Genomic DNA, 16,363 nt, shown 5'->3' with positions numbered 1-16,363 from the left:
ATTGAAAACTGGTTGTTAAGAGAAACAGCCAGTTTTCTTATGGTTATGGTATAATGAAGTAAGAAAATACCTTAACCTACTAGAAAATGAAGGGAGAACGCCTATGCCAAGACCAAGAACAAAAGATGAGCTAGTGTTAGCCTCTAAGGAAAACTATGAAAAGTTCAACCTCTTCATCTCCCAACTAAGTGAAGATGAGCTACAGACTCCATTTGATTTTTCAAGAGACCAAAAGAAAAAGGAAGTCCACTGGAAAAGGGATAAAAATCTGCGGGATGTTTTGATCCATCTTTATGAATGGCAACAGTTACTTTTGACTTGGGTACATTCTAATCAAAAGGGTCTTGAAAGATCTTTTCTCCCTGAGCCTTATAATTGGAAAAATTATGGGGAAATGAATGTTGCTATTTGGAAGAAGCACCAGAAAACGTCTTTAGAAGAAGCGGTTAGACTACTAGAGCGATCTCATGAAGAGGTTTTAGAGTTGATGAAAGGCTTTAGCAATGACGAACTCTTTACTAAAGGTATCTATAAGTGGACGGGTGGGACAAGTCTAGGCTCCTACTTTGTGAGTGCCACTTCCAGCCACTATAACTGGGCTCTGAAAAAACTTAAGGCTCATCGGAAGAATTGTAAGGGATAGATGGATTTCTTGAAATAGAAAGAATGAATTCTTTTAAACATGAGATAAGATTAAAAGGGCTATCAAGTGATGTAGCCCTTTTGAGTTATACAAGCAAATAATTACCATGCAAAAGCTGTCGTTGGAGCATTGAGGGCTTCTAACCATTGCTTATTTTTTACAGGGCAAAGAGTTACGGATATACCCGTCATATCCAGACTGGTCATAAATGTTCCTGATTTTATAAAGGGAATAGTGACTCCTTCAATTTCTAAGAGTTGCAGGAGATCATTGATAAATATGCCCATTTCTAGGTTGGTAGTAGTGCCTAGATTATTTACAAGCAATATAAATTGATCACCACGTTTCCAATGATAGTGCAATCTTAATTTACTTATAATTTCATTTGCAAGGATTTCCGATGATTGGAATGGGACGATACGATATCCTTCTTCGCCATGTATCCCAATACCATAGGAAATATTTCCTTCATCCAAGTTAAATAGTGGAAGGGTGGTTTGGGGCAGACTAGCGGATTTCGTTGCAAAGCCAATTGTTGCGATTTCGGGAGCAAGTTGATGACCTAAGTCAGTTAGTTGCTCTATGTCGGCACCGTTTTGAGCTGCAAATCCTAGAATTTTATGAAGTAAAATTGTCCCTGCAAGCCCTCTTCCTCTAATTTGAAATCTATTGTGAGGTTCAATTGAAATATCGTCGTGTGCTAGACTATAGCCTACTTTAATTCCTTCTTTTCTTGCAGTGTTAATGGCCGAGTTAAATTCTTTGATGTCTGCTTCGAAATTTTTTACAATGATGAAGACACCGTGACCATTGTTTAAAAAACGAATGGACTCTAAGATTTCAGTTCTTGTAGGAGGAGTAAATAATTGGCCATAGATAGCAGCAGTAAGCATTCCTTCTCCCGCATATCCAATATGCGCAGGTTCGTGACCTGAACCTCCACCCGACAATATTGGAACCTGATGAGGATTACGATTTTTTTGATAGACTAATGGTAAGGTAGGGTGTTTTTCTAATTCAGGATGACTGCTGACAGTTGCCGAAATGTAACTTGAAATAATTTTCTGTTTATGATTTGAAATAAATGTCATTGTGGTCTCTTTCCAATAATTATCATGATTAGAAAGTCTGGTTGTGGAACTGGACTTTTTTTATTGACGTAAGCCTTCACGATTTCTGCTAGAGCATGTGAATGATAGTCTAACAAAAAACAAGTATAAGCAGATGAATCGATATCAATCTGACCATACTCTCTTAAAATCTTTGATACAAGCAAGCGACAGTAACTGATAAAGTAGTCATAGAAGTTATTTTGCCCTTGAATATCAAAAAGTTGAATATAAAAGTCACGCTCTTGTTCGAAATAAAAAAACAATTCTTGTAATAGTTTTTGGCCTGAAATGAAATCCAAGTTATTGGTGATATACTCGGTTAAGTCATTTTCAAATATCCAGTCGAGCAGTTCATATTTGTCAAGAAAGTGATTATAAAAGGTCTGTCTACGAATGCCAGCTGATTCCATGATATCTACAATAGAGATTTTGTCAAATTCTCTAGTAGCTAATAGGTCTCTAAATGCCTTGGCAATCCGTTTTTTTGTAATGAGTGATGATGCCATAGGAAACCTTTCTTTTACTTCCTTCATTTTACCAAAAAAATGTTTGAAACGGGTTTAAAAGGGGACAAATAATAGAATCTGTCCCTTATCAGCCAGCGATAAAAAATATATAATGAAAACGAAAACAAAGGTACATATCGAAAGGAATTTCTCATGAAAAAAATTATAAATGAACCGACACAGGTTGTTGATGAAATGTTGCAGGGGTTGTCATTCATGCATGATGACTTGGTTGAACGCTTAGATGGTTTTGATGTCATCGTTAGAAAGGCAGAAAAGACAAGAAAAGTTGGACTCATTTCAGGTGGAGGATCAGGACATGAACCAAGTCATGCTGGATTTGTAGGAGAAGGAATGCTATCCGCTGCCATTTGTGGAGCAGTCTTTACCTCACCTACTCCGGACCAAATTTTAGAGGCTATTAAGGCAGCTGATGAAGGCGCTGGGGTTTTTATGGTCATCAAGAACTATTCTGGTGATATCATGAACTTTGAAATTGCACAAGAACTTGCTGAAATGGAAGGTATTGACGTGGCAAGCGTTGTGGTTGATGATGATATCGCTGTTGAAAATAGTCTCTATACCCAAGGTCGTCGAGGTGTTGCGGGTACTATTTTAGTCCATAAAATTTTGGGTGCTGCAGCTCGTTCTGGTAAATCATTAGCTGAAATGAAGGGCTTGGCAGATAAACTTGTGTTAGAAATTAAAACAATTGGGCTGGCCTTGTCTGGAGCAACTGTTCCCGAAGTTGGCAAACCAGGATTTGTTCTAGAAGACGATGAATTTGAATATGGAGTTGGTATTCACGGTGAGCCAGGATATAAGAAAGAGAAAATGCAACCTTCCGCACAATTGGCATCAGAATTGGTTGAGAAATTATCTGAAGGTTTCCAACTTAAAGCTGGCGAACGCTATGGCCTTCTCATTAATGGTTTAGGAAGCACACCCCTTATGGAACAATATGTATTTGCAAATGATGTGGCTAAATTGCTCCATGAAAAAGGTGTTGAGTTGGCGTTTAAGAAAATTGGAAACTACATGACTTCAATCGATATGGCTGGTTTGTCATTAACGTTGATTCGATTGGCAGATGATGAGTGGTTGGATGCTTTAAATGCACCTGTTACTACACCAGCTTGGTAAAACTCAAGGAGGAAATATCGAATGAATGCTGAACAAGCTCTTGAATGGATGAAGCTTTTTAATGAAAAGATTCAAGAACAGAAAGATTACCTTAGTGAGCTAGACACTCCTATAGGAGATGGAGACCACGGTGGAAATATGGCGCGTGGAATGGCTGCAGTTATGGAAAACTTAGAAGGAAAGCAATTTGAGACCAGCAGTGATGTCTTTAAAGTTGTCTCAATGCAACTACTGAGTAAGGTAGGCGGTGCTTCTGGTCCCTTGTATGGCTCTGCTTTTATGGGTATGGCCAGGGCTGATTCAAATTCGAAATTAGAAGAAATCTTACAAAGCGGTTTGGATATGATTGTCAAACGTGGGAAAGCAGAAGTTGGAGAAAAGACAATGGTTGATGTTTGGACTCCTGTTATTGTTGCCTTGTCTGCTGGCCAATTGACTCGAGAGGTTATTGATAAGGTAGTGAATGCTACCAAAGATTTACTTGCAACTAAAGGAAGGGCATCTTATGTAGGAGAACGTTCTCTTGGACATATTGATCCTGGATCATTCTCATCAGGATTACTCTTTGCTGCTCTCTTAGAAACTGGGGTGGTTTAATGGGAAGTATTGGTCTTGTTATCGTTTCACATTCCAAACATATTGCACAAGGTGTCGTTGAACTGATTAGTGAAGTAGCTAAAGATGTTCCGATTACTTATGTAGGAGGAACCGAAGATGGAGGAATTGGAACAAGTTTTGATCAAGTAGATAGGGTTGTTTCCGAAAATCCAGCAGATACTTTATTAGCCTTTTTTGACCTAGGTTCTGCTAAAATGAACTTAGAAATGGTGGCTGATTTCAGTGATAAGAGTATCATCATCAACAGAGTTCCAATTGTAGAAGGCGCCTATACTGCAGCCGCTCTTCTTCAGGCTGGGGCAGAACTGTCAGTTATTCAAACACAGTTGTCGGAGCTTGAAATCAATAAATAAGGAATCTTCCTATCATTCCTTTTTAGGTAAGTTATTGATTATCTCTACTATCAAAGTTTAATACTCAATGAAAATCAAAGGGCAAACTAGGAAGTTAGCCGCAGGTTGCTCAAAACACAGTTTTGAGGTTGTAGATAAAACTGACGAAGTCAGTGAGCATATCTACAGCAAGGCGAAGCTGACGTGGTTTGAAGAGATTTTCGAAGAGTATAAGTAAATGATTTCAAAATCATAAAGGGATTGCTTGAGGCAGTTCCTTTTTAATTTAACAGGAATAAAGCTATGGTGTTTCTAAATTGTGAATCATTAAATACTAATTGTGATGGGATTATTCTAGCTTTAGAATCCTTCAAAAATTTAGATTTAAAGCAATCAATGGTTTATAAGAGTATGAAAACATTTAGTTTATAGGAATTCTAGACCTAGAATTGCATAGATATATATGCTGTTGGAGGGGTGTGCGATAGTTAGGATTGTTCTACTCTGAGAGATTTGAGCTATCAATTGTATAGAAAGTGTTCGAATTTTTTCAAGTCATTAAATTAGTTCAGATAATGTTCATTGCGTGAGGTGCTTTATGTTATAATGTTCTTAATGAATTTTCAGAAAGGAAAATCTCAAATTGTCCTACAAATTTCTACTCTTCGACCTTGATCACACATTGCTTGATTTTGATACTGCTGAGGATGTGGCTTTGACGCAACTTCTAAAAGAAGAAGGGGTTACAGATATTCAGGCTCATAAAGACTATTACGTTCCTATGAACAAGGCTCTCTGGAAGGACTTGGAGCAAAAGAAAATTAGTAAACAAGAGCTGGTTAACACGCGCTTTTCTCGTTTATTTTCTCATTTTGGACAGGAAAAAGACGGTAGTTTTCTAGCCCAGCGTTACCAGTTTTACTTAGCTCAACAGGGACAAACTCTTTCGGGTGCTCATGAACTTTTAGATAGCCTCATCGAGCGTGATTATGACTTGTATGCTGCGACAAATGGGATTACTGCTATTCAGACGGGACGTTTGGCTCAATCTGGTCTGGCACCTTATTTCAATCAAGTTTTTATCTCTGAACAGTTGCAAACTCAAAAGCCTGATGCTCTCTTTTATGAAAAGATTGGTCGGCAAATTGCTGGATTTAGTAAAGAAAAAATGCTGATGATTGGAGATTCCCTAACCGCCGATATTCAAGGTGGCAATAATGCGGGGATTGACACGATTTGGTACAATCCTCATCACCTCGAAAATCATACAGAAGCCCAGCCAACTTACGAAGTCCATTCTTATCAAGACTTGCTGGATTGCTTAGATAAACTGTAAAAAGTGGTTTCCATAGCCACTTTTTGCTATAATAGAGGCAGTAAAAACGAAGGAGTTGGCTATGGAACACTCGTCTTGGCATGCTTTGATTAAGGAGCAATTACCTGAAGGTTATTTCGGGAAAATCAATCAGTTTATGGAGCAGGTCTATACTCAGGGGACTACTTATCCGCCCAAGGAAAAGGTTTTTCAGGCTCTCTTGACAACACCGCTTGAAGAAGTTAAGGTGGTGATTCTAGGGCAAGATCCCTATCACGGGCCAGGTCAAGCGCAGGGTTTGAGTTTTTCTGTACCTAACTCTATCCCAGCTCCGCCTTCCTTGCAAAATATCTTGAAAGAATTGTCAGATGATATTGGTGTTAAGAAATCCCATGATTTGACGGCTTGGGCTGAGCAAGGAGTCTTGCTTCTTAATGCCTGTTTAACAGTTCCTGCTGGTCAGGCTAATGGTCATGCTGGTCAAATATGGGAGCCATTTACAGATGCTGTGATTCAGGTGGTCAATCATCTGGATAGACCAGTGGTCTTTGTACTCTGGGGAGCCTATGCACGCAAGAAGAAGGTCTTGGTTACCAATCCTCATCACTTGATTATCGAATCAGCCCATCCCAGTCCTTTGTCAGTTTATAGAGGATTTTGGGGTTCCAATCCTTTTTCCAAGGCCAATGGATTTTTAGAAGAGACAGGACAAGAGCCAATCGATTGGCTTAGATAAGGAGAAAATATGCCTCAGTTAGCGACGATTTGCTACATAGATAACGGGAAAGAACTGCTCATGCTCCACCGTAATAAGAAACCCAATGATGTCCATGAAGGGAAATGGATTGGTGTGGGTGGGAAGCTAGAGCGAGGGGAGACACCACAGGAATGCGCAGCGCGTGAAATCCTCGAAGAGACGGGACTGAAAGCCAAGCCAGTTCTAAAAGGTGTTATCACTTTTCCTGAATTTACGCCAGATTTAGACTGGTACACCTATGTTTTTAAGGTAACGGAGTTTGAAGGTGATTTGATTGACTGCAATGAGGGGACGCTAGAATGGGTTCCCTATGATGAAGTTTTGAGCAAGCCAACTTGGGAAGGTGATTACACCTTTGTTGAGTGGCTTTTAGAGGATAAACCCTTCTTTTCAGCCAAGTTTGTTTATGATGGGGATAAATTGTTGGATACCCAAGTCGATTTCTATGAATAAAGGAGAAAGCAGATGCTACTAATCAAAAATGGTCGTGTAATGGATCCCAAGTCTGGTTTGGATCAAGTGTGTGATGTTTTGGTCCAAGATGGGAAAATTATCAAAATTGCACCTGAAATCAAGGAAGAAGGAGCAGAACTGATTGATGCTACGGGTCTCGTGGTTGCGCCTGGACTCGTGGATATTCATGTTCATTTTCGTGAACCTGGTCAAACCCATAAGGAGGATATCCATACTGGTGCCTTAGCAGCTGCTGCAGGTGGTTTTACAACGGTCGTCATGATGGCTAATACCAATCCAACCATCTCAGACGTGGAGACTTTGCAAGAAGTTCTTCAGTCAGCTGCTAAAGAGAAAATCAATGTTAAGACGGTTGCGACCATTACTAAGAATTTTAATGGCAAAGACTTGACTGACTTTCAGGCACTCTTAGAAGCTGGTGCGGTTGGTTTTTCTGATGACGGTATTCCGCTTGAGAGCAGCAAAGTTGTCAAGGAAGCCATGGAAGAAGCCAAAAAACTCAATACCTTTATCAGCCTTCATGAGGAAGATCCAGGGTTGAATGGGATACTTGGATTTAATGAAAATATTGCTAAAGAACATTTCCATATCTGCGGTGCGACTGGGGTGGCTGAGTACGCTATGATGGCGCGTGATGTTATGATTGCCTATGCAACTAAGGCTCATATTCATATCCAGCATTTGTCTAAGGAAGAAAGTGTCAAGGTAGTTGAGTTCGCTCAAAGTTTGGGTGCGCAAGTCACAGCAGAAGTAGCGCCACAGCATTTCTCAAAAACAGAAGCACTTCTTTTGACACAAGGAAGCAATGCCAAGATGAATCCGCCGCTTCGTTTGGAATCAGACCGTCGTGCCGTTATCGAAGGTCTCAAGTCAGGTGCTATCACAGTTATCGCAACTGATCACGCGCCTCACCATGCGGATGAAAAAAATGTTGAGGATATCACCAAAGCACCATCTGGCATGACAGGTTTAGAAACATCTCTGTCTCTCGGTTTGACTTATTTGGTCGAAGCTGGTGAGTTAAGTTTGATGGAATTGTTAGAAAAAATGACCTACAACCCAGCCAAGTTGTATAACTTTGAAGCAGGTTATTTAGCTGAGAATGGTCCAGCGGACATCACTATTTTTGATGCTAAGGCTGACCGCCTTGTAGCCTCCCATTTTGCTTCGAAAGCAGCTAATTCACCATTCATCGGTGAAATCTTAAAAGGGCAGGTTAAATATACCATCTGTAAGGGACAAATTGTCTATCAAGCTTGATAGGAGTTAGAATATGAATTATTTTCGAAAACGTAGGGAGAGACAAGCAAAATCTAATAGCGGAATTTACTGTCCCGCAGCCAATCGTTCTAAAATTCAATATGAAACTAAAGAAAAAGCCGACCATGCAGTTCAATATGATAATGGAGGTCTAGTTAGAAGTTATTATTGTCGTACATGTGCGTGTTGGCATACTACTTCAAAATCTAATAATCCTCCGCTAAGTTTGAAAAAATATGGTCTGAAACTCTTTGGTTTAGATAAACCAGAAGAATAGAAAGAGAAGTATGTATAAGACAAAGTGTTTACAAGAGAAATTAGTATTATTTTTAAAAATTTTCTTCCCTATCCTGATTTACCAATTTGCCAATTATTCTGCCTCCTTTGTTGACACTGCAATGACTGGACAGTATAATACCATGGACTTGGCTGGTGTGTCTACGGCGACCAGTATCTGGAATCCTTTCTTCACTTTTTTAACAGGGATTGTTTCAGCCTTGGTGCCCATCATTGGTCACCATCTTGGTCGAGGGAAAAAGGAAGAAGTTGCATCTGACTTTTACCAATTTATCTACTTGGCTTTCGGACTGTCTTTAGTCTTGCTTGGCATAGTAGTATTCTTAGCACCGCCTGTCTTAAACCATATTGGACTAGAATCTCAGGTGGCGGCAGTTGCAGTTTCCTATCTTTGGTACCTGTCTATTGGAATCATTCCCTTGTTGCTTTTCAGTGTCATTCGCTCTTTGTTGGATTCCCTTGGTTTGACCAAGCTATCTATGTATCTCATGCTTTTATTACTTCCGCTCAATAGTGGTTTTAACTATCTCTTGATATATGGAGCCCTTGGTTTCCCTGAGCTTGGTGGTGCAGGAGCAGGGCTAGGAACTTCGCTAGCCTATTGGGTTTTATTGGGTATTTCCCTGCTTGTTTTGTTCAAACAGAAAAGATTAGAAGCGTTACATCTTGAAAAACCTATTCCACTCAATATAGATAAAATTAAGGAAGGTCTCCGATTAGGTCTACCAATCGGAGGAACCGTATTTGCTGAAGTAGCTATATTCTCCGTGGTGGGACTAATCATGGCTAAGTTTTCATCGCTCATCATCGCCAGTCACCAGTCAGCTATGAACTTTTCCAGCCTCATGTATGCTTTTCCTATGAGTATTTCCTCTGCTATGGCGATTGTTATGTCTTACGAGGTGGGGGCTAAACGTTTTGAGAATGCAAAAACCTATGCTCGTCTGGGGAGAATAACAGCCCTTATTTTTGCAGGTCTTACCCTGTCCTTTCTCTACATTTTTAGAGATCGTGTAGCAAGTCTATATGGGAATGACTCTCAGTTCATTAAAACAACTGCTGTATTTTTAACCTACAGTCTCTTTTTCCAGTTAGCTGATACCTTTGCGGCTCCGCTCCAAGGAATTTTAAGAGGGTATAAGGACACTATCATTCCTTTCTATCTTGGCTTAATCGGGTATTGGGGAGTAGCGATACCTCTAGGATATCTACTAGATCAAGCAACTGACTTGGGGGCATGTGCCTACTGGATTGGGTTAATTGCCAGCTTGATTGTTTCTGGTTGTTTGTATCAATGGCGTTTGAAATCCATCATGAAAAGATTGAGCTAATTTTTAGAAAATATCCTGAAAAATAACTTTGTGAAAAAACACTATAACTAAAGAAAATCCCTGTTAAAACGGGAATTTATTTTTTTACCTTGTGAAATTTTATCGGTCATATACTTTGACAGTGTTTTCTAAAAACGGTAAAATAGTAAAGTAAGTACAAAGTTAGAAAGGAAAGAAGATGTCAACTTTAGATAAAAATCTTTTGCTAGAGATGTTCCGTAAGATGGAAGAAATCCGTCGCATGGACCTAAAAATTGCACAATTAGTAAAGAAAGGGAAAGTGCCAGGAATGACGCACTTTTCTGTTGGAGAAGAAGCTGCCAACGTGGGCGCTATGTTGGCTCTCAATTCAGATGATTTGATTACCTCAAACCACCGTGGTCACGGGCAAGCAATTGCCAAAGGTATTGACCTCAACGGAATGATGGCTGAAATTCTCGGTAAATACACTGGAACCTGTAAAGGAAAAGGTGGTTCCATGCATATTGCTGACCTTGATGCTGGTAACCTCGGTGCCAATGGTATCGTAGGTGGTGGTATGGGAATAGCTGTCGGTGCAGCCCTTAGTCAGCAAATGCAACATACTGGTAAAATTGTTGTCTGCTTCTTTGGTGATGGTGCGACCAACGAAGGTGTCTTCCACGAAGCAGTGAACATGGCTTCTATCTGGAATCTGCCAGTCATTTTCTACTGCATTAACAACGGTTATGGGATTTCTGCGGATATCAAGAAAATGACCAATGTGGAGCATATCCATCAACGCAGTGCTGCGTATGGAATCCCTGGAATGTTCATCGAAGATGGAAACAACGTTATCGATGTCTATGAAGGATTTAAGAAAGCCGTTGACCATGTTCGTGGTGGTAATGGACCAGTCTTGATCGAAAGTGTCACTTATCGCTGGCTTGGTCACTCATCATCTGACCCTGGTAAATATCGTACGCGGGAAGAAGTGGAATTGTGGAAACAAAAAGACCCAATCGAAAACCTTCGTAACTGCCTCGTTGAGAACAACATTGCAAGTGCCGAAGAATTGGAAGAAATCCAAGCGCAAGTCAAGGAAGCAGTAGAAGCCTCTGTTAAATTTGCAGAAGAAAGCCCATTCCCACCACTAGAATCGGCCTTTGAAGATATTTACGCAGACTAAGGAGAAAGAGATAAAATGGAAACAAAAACAATGTCGTTCCGTGACACCATTATCCTTGCTATGTCTGAGGAAATGCGTCGCGATGAAAATGTATTCTTGATGGGAGAAGACATCGGTGTCTTCGGAGGAGACTTCGGAACTTCTGTCGGAATGCTTGAAGAATTTGGTCCAGAACGTGTCCGTGACTGTCCTATTTCTGAAGCTGCCATCTCGGGAGCAGCAGCAGGAGCAGCTATGACAGGACTTCGCCCAATCGTTGATATGACCTTTATGGATTTCTCAGTCATTGCTATGGACAATATCGTCAACCAAGCTGCTAAAACACGTTATATGTTTGGTGGTAAAGGTCAGGTTCCAATGACAGTTCGATGTGCAGCTGGTAACGGAGTTGGTTCTGCGGCCCAGCACTCGCAATCTCTAGAGTCTTGGTTTACTCACATTCCTGGACTTAAGGTTGTAGCACCAGGTACACCTGCTGACATGAAAGGACTGCTAAAATCTTCTATCCGTGATAATAACCCTGTTATCATTCTTGAGTACAAGTCAGAATTTAACCAAAAAGGGGAAGTGCCAGTTGATCCAGAATACACAATCCCACTTGGAGTTGGCGAAATTAAACGCGAAGGAACGGATGTAACAGTTGTTACTTACGGTAAAATGCTTCGCCGTGTGGTTCAAGCAGCTGAAGAATTGGCAGAAGAAGGAATTTCGGTTGAAATTGTGGACCCACGTACCCTTGTACCGCTTGATAAGGATATCATCATTAACTCAGTTAAGAAGACTAGTAAAGTTGTTCTGGTCAACGACGCCCACAAAACAAGTGGCTATATCGGAGAGATTTCAGCAATTATTTCAGAGTCAGAAGCATTTGACTATCTAGATGCACCAATCCGCCGTTGTGCAGGAGAAGATGTGCCAATGCCTTACGCGCAAAACCTAGAAAATGCGATGATTCCAACCGTTGAAAGCATCAAAGATGCCATCCGTAAGGCTTATAACAAAGAATAACGTTGCATAAATTAAATTATGTAAATTTTAGAGATTTTAACTTTAGTAGCTTGAGATATGTTTTGTATCCAAGTTATATGTAAAGTTGAGACAGTTTTTTGACGAATCGATAATATTCGACAAAAAAACTTAGTAAGTCTACTAGGTTGGCCGTCTGATAGCGACAATCGTAGCAACTTGAGATACGTGTTGTATCCAAGTTGCTTGTAGAGTTGAACACGGGCTAAAAGCTCGGAAAAAAGATAAATCTCCTTGACTTCATCGAAGCTATCGTCGATTTCCTATTTTTCAGTCGCTTTTTACGCCCTTTGTATCATGTAATTGAATTCGGACGGAGGTCTGTGAAAAAAAGATAGATTTCCTTGTGTTCATCGAACACATCGTCAATCTCCTATTTTTTCATTGCCCTCTGTGTTCTTAATATCTTATATTCGAACACGGGCTAAAAGCTCGGAAAAAAGATAAATCTCCTTGGCTTCATCGAAGCTATCGTCGATTTCCTATTTTTCAGTCGCTTTTTACGCCCTTTGTATCATAAATAGAATTGGAGAGGTCATGGCTGATGACAAGCTAAGAGCGACTCCTGCAGCTAGAAAGTTAGCGGATGATCTAGGGATCAACCTCTACGACGTTTCTGGCTCAGGTGCAAACGGTCGTGTCCACAAAGAAGACGTGGAAACTTATAAAGACACAAACGTGGTTCGCATTTCGCCACTTGCAAAACGAATTGCCCTCGAACATAACATTGCTTGGCAGGAAATCCAAGGAACGGGTCATCGTGGTAAGATCATGAAGAAGGATGTTTTGGCCTTACTTCCTGAAAATATCGAAAACGATACTATCAAGTCTCCTGCTCAAATCGAAAAAGTGGAAGAGGTTCCTGATACTATCACTCCTTATGGTGAGATTGAGCGTATTCCAATGACACCAATGCGTAAGGTTATCGCGCAACGTATGGTCGAATCTTACCTAACTGCGCCAACTTTCACACTCAACTACGATGTCGATATGTCAGAAATGTTGGCTCTTCGTAAGAAGGTTCTTGAGCCAATTATGGAAGCAACTGGTAAGAAGACTACTGTAACAGACCTTCTTTCACTCGCTGTTGTAAAAACATTGATGAAACACCCTTACATCAACGCTTCATTGACTGAAGATGGCAAGACAATTATCACTCACAACTATGTCAACCTTGCGATGGCGGTTGGGATGGATAACGGATTGATGACACCAGTTGTCTATAATGCTGAAAAAATGAGCTTGTCAGAGTTGGTTGTAGCCTTTAAGGATGTGATTGGTCGTACCTTAGATGGTAAATTGGCTCCAAGCGAACTGCAAAATTCAACCTTCACAATCAGTAACTTGGGAATGTTTGGCGTTCAGTCCTTTGGTCCGATTATTAACCAACCAAACTCAGCTATCCTTGGTGTCAGTTCGACAATTGAGAAGCCAGTTGTCGTTAATGGTGAGATTGTGATTCGACCTATCATGAGTCTTGGTTTAACAATTGACCACCGTGTTGTAGATGGTATGGCTGGTGCTAAGTTTATGAAAGACTTGAAAGAATTGATTGAAAATCCAATCTCAATGTTGATTTAAGAACAAGAGTATTCATTTTAAAGATATAGATAAAGGAAGGAAGACATGGCCTTAGAAGTAATTATGCCGAAAGCCGGCGTGGATATGACAGAAGGACAAATTGTCCAATGGAATAAAAAAGTCGGAGAATTTGTAAAAGAAGGAGAAATCCTTTTGGAAATCATGACTGACAAAGTCAGCATGGAATTGGAAGCTGAAGAAGATGGTTACTTGATTGCTATCCTCAAAGGAGATGGCGAAACAGTCCCTGTAACGGAAGTCATCGGTTATCTTGGTGAAGAAGGGGAAAACATCCCGACAGCTGGAGCAGCAGCGCCAGCAGCAAGCACCTCAAACGACGATGGTAAGAGTGATGATGCCTTTGATATTGTGGTGATTGGTGGTGGTCCTGCTGGATATGTGGCAGCTATTAAAGCAGCTCAATTAGGTAGTAAGGTTGCCCTGGTTGAGAAATCAGAACTCGGTGGTACTTGTTTAAACCGTGGATGTATCCCAACCAAGACCTACCTTCACAACGCTGAAATCATCGAAAATATCGGTCATGCAGCAAACCGTGGTATTGTCATTGAAAATCCAAACTTCACTGTAGATATGGACAAACTTTTAGAAACAAAATCTAAAGTTGTCAATACATTGGTTGGTGGTGTTGCAGGTCTTCTTCGTAGTTATGGTGTATCAGTACATAAGGGAATTGGTACCATCACTAAAGATAAGAACGTCTTGGTAAATGGTTCTGAATTGCTTGAAACTAAGAAAATTATCCTTGCTGGTGGTTCAAAAGTCAGCAAAATCAACGTTCCTGGTATGGAATCTCAACTTGTGATGACCAGTGATGATATTCTTGAAATGAATGAAGTACCAGAGAGCCTCGTAATCATCGGTGGTGGCGTTGTCGGTATTGAACTCGGTCAAGCCTTCATGACATTTGGTTCAAAAGTGACTGTTATCGAAATGATGGACCGTATCGTTCCAGCTATGGATGCGGAAGTTTCTAAGAACCTTCGCTTGATTTTGGAACGTAAGGGTATGACTATCTTAACTGACACAAAACTCCAAGAAATCATAGAAGAAGATGGTCAACTTCGTATCAAGGTTGAAGGAAAAGACGATATCATCGCAAGCAAAGCTCTTCTTTCAATCGGTCGTGTGCCAGACCTTGAAGGTATTGGCGATGTTGAGTTTGAATTGGACCGTGGACGCATCAAGGTCAACGAATACATGGAAACTTCTGTTCCAGGTATCTACGCACCAGGTGACATCAACGGAACTAAGATGTTGGCCCACGCTGCCTTCCGTATGGGTGAAGTTGCCGCTGAAAATGCTCTTAAAGGAAATCATGCTGTTGCTAAATTGAACTTGACTCCAGCAGCTATCTACACTCTCCCTGAAGTAGCTGCAGTAGGTCTGACTGAAGAACAAGCACGTGAGAAATACGATGTAGCCATCGGTAAGTTCAACTTTGCTGCTAACGGTCGTGCCATTGCATCAGATGCAGCTCAAGGTTTTGTAAAAGTTATCGCTGATAAGAAATATGGAGAAATCCTTGGTGTTCATATCATCGGTCCTGCAGCTGCAGAATTGATCAACGAGGCATCAAGCATCATCGAAATGGAAATCACTGTTGAAGAAATGCTGAAGACCATCCACGGACACCCAACCTACTCTGAAGTGATGTACGAAGCATTTGCGGATGTTCTAGGAATGGCCATCCATTCACCTAAGAAAAAATAAAATGAAGATAGACTAGGCTGGAAAGATATTTTCCAGTCTCTATCGTATAAAGGGATATCATGAAATATATTATCAATCATTCAAACGACACAGCTTTTAATATTGCCTTGGAAGAATATGCCTTTAAACACTTACTAGATGAGGATCAAATTTTCCTTCTTTGGATCAACAAACCATCTATCATTGTCGGGCGTCACCAGAATACTATCGAAGAAATCAACCGTGATTATGTTCGTGAAAATGGCATTGAGGTAGTCCGCCGTATCAGTGGTGGTGGAGCTGTTTATCACGATCTAAACAACCTCAACTACACCATCATCTCAAAAGAGGATGAAAACAAGGCCTTTGACTTTAAGAGTTTTTCAACTCCGGTTATCAATACCTTGGCTCAACTCGGTGTTAAAGCTGAGTTCACAGGCCGTAACGACCTTGAGATTGACGGAAAGAAATTCTGTGGCAATGCCCAAGCCTATATCAATGGGCGTATCATGCACCACGGTTGCTTGCTCTTTGACGTTGATTTATCAGTCCTTGCTAACGCCCTCAAGGTTTCAAAAGACAAATTTGAATCAAAAGGTGTGAAATCCGTCCGTGCCCGAGTAACCAATATTGTCAATGAATTACCAGAAAAAATCACAGTTGAAGAATTCCGTGATTTGCTACTGGAATACATGAAAAAAGAGTACCCAGAGATGACTGAATACGTTTTTTCTGAGCAAGAATTGGCTGAAATCAATCGCATCAAGGATACTAAGTTTGGAACTTGGGACTGGAACTACGGTAAATCACCGGAATTTAACGTCCGTCGAGGGACAAAATTCACCAGTGGTAAGGTCGAGATCTTTGCTAATGTCGTCGAATCAAAAATTCAAGACATCAAGATTTATGGAGACTTCTTTGGTATCGAGGACGTTGCAGCTGTAGAAGATGTCCTTCGTGGTGTGAAATATGAACGCGAAGATGTCCTTAAAGCCCTAGAAAGCATTGATATTACACGCTACTTCGCTGGTATTAGCCGAGAAGAAATCGCTGAAGCAGTAGTGGAATAAAAAGAAAAGAAGTTGGTTGTATGAGCAGCTTCTTTTTTGAA

General features: G+C 40.6%; 18 protein-coding genes. 16 read left to right on the top strand and 2 right to left on the bottom strand.

The window, feature by feature from the left end; translation table 11 throughout:
• Nucleotides 1–103 precede the first annotated feature (103 nt).
• On the top strand, nt 104–643 hold the full coding sequence (locus OVN21_RS06210) for a ClbS/DfsB family four-helix bundle protein (protein WP_267247717.1): 540 nt from the start codon (nt 104–106) through the stop codon (nt 641–643).
• A gap of 101 nt (nt 644–744) precedes the next feature.
• Here OVN21_RS06210 and dhaQ read toward each other — a convergent pair whose 3' ends face one another.
• Nucleotides 745–1,734, bottom strand: coding sequence for a DhaKLM operon coactivator DhaQ (gene dhaQ, locus OVN21_RS06205; RefSeq protein ID WP_267247716.1), 990 nt, complete (start codon nt 1,732–1,734; stop codon nt 745–747).
• Nucleotides 1,731–2,261 carry a dihydroxyacetone kinase transcriptional activator DhaS gene (gene dhaS, locus OVN21_RS06200; RefSeq protein WP_267247715.1) on the bottom strand — a complete coding sequence of 177 codons (531 nt, stop codon included), beginning with the start codon at nt 2,259–2,261 and terminating at the stop codon, nt 1,731–1,733. The genes dhaQ and dhaS overlap by 4 nt, the downstream gene beginning before the upstream one ends.
• A 153-nt stretch (nt 2,262–2,414) precedes the next feature.
• On the opposite strand from dhaS, the gene dhaK reads away from it, so the two are divergent.
• The 15 genes from dhaK (at nt 2,415) to OVN21_RS06125 (ending at nt 16,322) form a co-directional block, all read left to right on the top strand.
• Nucleotides 2,415–3,404, top strand: a complete 990-nt coding sequence (dhaK, locus tag OVN21_RS06195; RefSeq protein ID WP_267247714.1) for a dihydroxyacetone kinase subunit DhaK — start codon at nt 2,415–2,417, stop codon at nt 3,402–3,404.
• A gap of 21 nt (nt 3,405–3,425) precedes the next feature.
• Nucleotides 3,426–4,001, top strand: a complete 576-nt coding sequence (gene dhaL / locus OVN21_RS06190) for a dihydroxyacetone kinase subunit DhaL (RefSeq protein WP_267247713.1) — start codon at nt 3,426–3,428, stop codon at nt 3,999–4,001.
• Nucleotides 4,001–4,375, top strand: a complete 375-nt coding sequence (gene dhaM, locus OVN21_RS06185) for a dihydroxyacetone kinase phosphoryl donor subunit DhaM (RefSeq protein WP_261091437.1) — start codon at nt 4,001–4,003, stop codon at nt 4,373–4,375. Before dhaL ends, dhaM begins: the two co-directional genes overlap by 1 nt.
• Before the next feature lie 67 nt (nt 4,376–4,442).
• Complete coding sequence (locus tag OVN21_RS06180; protein ID WP_267247712.1) at nt 4,443–4,592, top strand: hypothetical protein; 150 nt, start codon at nt 4,443–4,445, stop codon at nt 4,590–4,592.
• 405 nt (nt 4,593–4,997) lie between these two features.
• On the top strand, nt 4,998–5,690 hold the full coding sequence (locus OVN21_RS06175) for a YjjG family noncanonical pyrimidine nucleotidase (RefSeq protein ID WP_267247711.1): 693 nt from the start codon (nt 4,998–5,000) through the stop codon (nt 5,688–5,690).
• Nucleotides 5,691–5,751: 61 nt separating this feature from the next.
• Nucleotides 5,752–6,405, top strand: coding sequence for a uracil-DNA glycosylase (locus OVN21_RS06170; RefSeq protein WP_267247710.1), 654 nt, complete (start codon nt 5,752–5,754; stop codon nt 6,403–6,405).
• 9 nt (nt 6,406–6,414) lie between these two features.
• The gene (locus OVN21_RS06165) at nt 6,415–6,879 is read left to right on the top strand and encodes an NUDIX hydrolase (protein WP_267247709.1); all 465 of its coding nucleotides are present in this window, start codon (nt 6,415–6,417) and stop codon (nt 6,877–6,879) included.
• Nucleotides 6,880–6,891: 12 nt separating this feature from the next.
• Nucleotides 6,892–8,160 (top strand): dihydroorotase, encoded by a 1,269-nt coding sequence (locus OVN21_RS06160; protein WP_267247708.1) that lies wholly within the window; start codon nt 6,892–6,894, stop codon nt 8,158–8,160.
• Nucleotides 8,161–8,173: 13 nt separating this feature from the next.
• Nucleotides 8,174–8,437: a hypothetical protein gene (locus tag OVN21_RS06155; protein WP_061372736.1), complete on the top strand. Its 264-nt coding sequence runs from the start codon at nt 8,174–8,176 to the stop codon at nt 8,435–8,437.
• Between the two features lie 10 nt (nt 8,438–8,447).
• Nucleotides 8,448–9,788, top strand: coding sequence for an MATE family efflux transporter (locus OVN21_RS06150; protein WP_267247707.1), 1,341 nt, complete (start codon nt 8,448–8,450; stop codon nt 9,786–9,788).
• Nucleotides 9,789–9,966: 178 nt separating this feature from the next.
• A complete protein-coding gene (locus OVN21_RS06145) occupies nt 9,967–10,935 on the top strand; it encodes a thiamine pyrophosphate-dependent dehydrogenase E1 component subunit alpha (RefSeq protein ID WP_267247706.1) in 969 nt (322 codons plus the stop codon).
• 15 nt (nt 10,936–10,950) lie between these two features.
• Nucleotides 10,951–11,943: an alpha-ketoacid dehydrogenase subunit beta gene (locus OVN21_RS06140; protein ID WP_267247705.1), complete on the top strand. Its 993-nt coding sequence runs from the start codon at nt 10,951–10,953 to the stop codon at nt 11,941–11,943.
• 555 nt (nt 11,944–12,498) lie between these two features.
• The gene (locus OVN21_RS06135; protein WP_267247704.1) at nt 12,499–13,542 is read left to right on the top strand and encodes a dihydrolipoamide acetyltransferase; all 1,044 of its coding nucleotides are present in this window, start codon (nt 12,499–12,501) and stop codon (nt 13,540–13,542) included.
• A gap of 45 nt (nt 13,543–13,587) precedes the next feature.
• On the top strand, nt 13,588–15,273 hold the full coding sequence (lpdA, locus tag OVN21_RS06130; protein WP_267247703.1) for a dihydrolipoyl dehydrogenase: 1,686 nt from the start codon (nt 13,588–13,590) through the stop codon (nt 15,271–15,273).
• Between the two features lie 59 nt (nt 15,274–15,332).
• Entirely contained in the window at nt 15,333–16,322 is a 990-nt protein-coding gene (locus tag OVN21_RS06125; protein WP_267247702.1) for a lipoate--protein ligase, read from the top strand.
• The last annotated feature ends 41 nt before the right edge of the window (nt 16,323–16,363 follow it).

Source organism: Streptococcus sp. Marseille-Q5986 (assembly GCF_946902915.1).
Taxonomy (GTDB): domain Bacteria; phylum Bacillota; class Bacilli; order Lactobacillales; family Streptococcaceae; genus Streptococcus.
The sequence above is the reverse complement of the archived record's forward strand: the minus strand, read 5'-3'. Positions and strand labels throughout refer to the sequence as shown.

Excerpts from the sequence above, each read along its gene's own strand:
- OVN21_RS06210 (WP_267247717.1), top strand. The coding sequence starts at position 104 with ATGCCAAGACCAAGAACAAAAGATGAGCTAGTGTTAGCCTCTAAGGAA.
- dhaQ (WP_267247716.1), bottom strand. The coding sequence starts at position 1,734 with ATGACATTTATTTCAAATCATAAACAGAAAATTATTTCAAGTTACATT.
- dhaS (WP_267247715.1), bottom strand. The coding sequence starts at position 2,261 with ATGGCATCATCACTCATTACAAAAAAACGGATTGCCAAGGCATTTAGA.
- dhaK (WP_267247714.1), top strand. The coding sequence starts at position 2,415 with ATGAAAAAAATTATAAATGAACCGACACAGGTTGTTGATGAAATGTTG.
- dhaL (WP_267247713.1), top strand. The coding sequence starts at position 3,426 with ATGAATGCTGAACAAGCTCTTGAATGGATGAAGCTTTTTAATGAAAAG.
- dhaM (WP_261091437.1), top strand. The coding sequence starts at position 4,001 with ATGGGAAGTATTGGTCTTGTTATCGTTTCACATTCCAAACATATTGCA.
- OVN21_RS06180 (WP_267247712.1), top strand. The coding sequence starts at position 4,443 with ATGAAAATCAAAGGGCAAACTAGGAAGTTAGCCGCAGGTTGCTCAAAA.
- OVN21_RS06170 (WP_267247710.1), top strand. The coding sequence starts at position 5,752 with ATGGAACACTCGTCTTGGCATGCTTTGATTAAGGAGCAATTACCTGAA.
- OVN21_RS06165 (WP_267247709.1), top strand. The coding sequence starts at position 6,415 with ATGCCTCAGTTAGCGACGATTTGCTACATAGATAACGGGAAAGAACTG.
- OVN21_RS06160 (WP_267247708.1), top strand. The coding sequence starts at position 6,892 with ATGCTACTAATCAAAAATGGTCGTGTAATGGATCCCAAGTCTGGTTTG.
- OVN21_RS06155 (WP_061372736.1), top strand. The coding sequence starts at position 8,174 with ATGAATTATTTTCGAAAACGTAGGGAGAGACAAGCAAAATCTAATAGC.
- OVN21_RS06150 (WP_267247707.1), top strand. The coding sequence starts at position 8,448 with ATGTATAAGACAAAGTGTTTACAAGAGAAATTAGTATTATTTTTAAAA.
- OVN21_RS06145 (WP_267247706.1), top strand. The coding sequence starts at position 9,967 with ATGTCAACTTTAGATAAAAATCTTTTGCTAGAGATGTTCCGTAAGATG.
- OVN21_RS06140 (WP_267247705.1), top strand. The coding sequence starts at position 10,951 with ATGGAAACAAAAACAATGTCGTTCCGTGACACCATTATCCTTGCTATG.
- OVN21_RS06135 (WP_267247704.1), top strand. The coding sequence starts at position 12,499 with ATGGCTGATGACAAGCTAAGAGCGACTCCTGCAGCTAGAAAGTTAGCG.
- lpdA (WP_267247703.1), top strand. The coding sequence starts at position 13,588 with ATGGCCTTAGAAGTAATTATGCCGAAAGCCGGCGTGGATATGACAGAA.
- OVN21_RS06125 (WP_267247702.1), top strand. The coding sequence starts at position 15,333 with ATGAAATATATTATCAATCATTCAAACGACACAGCTTTTAATATTGCC.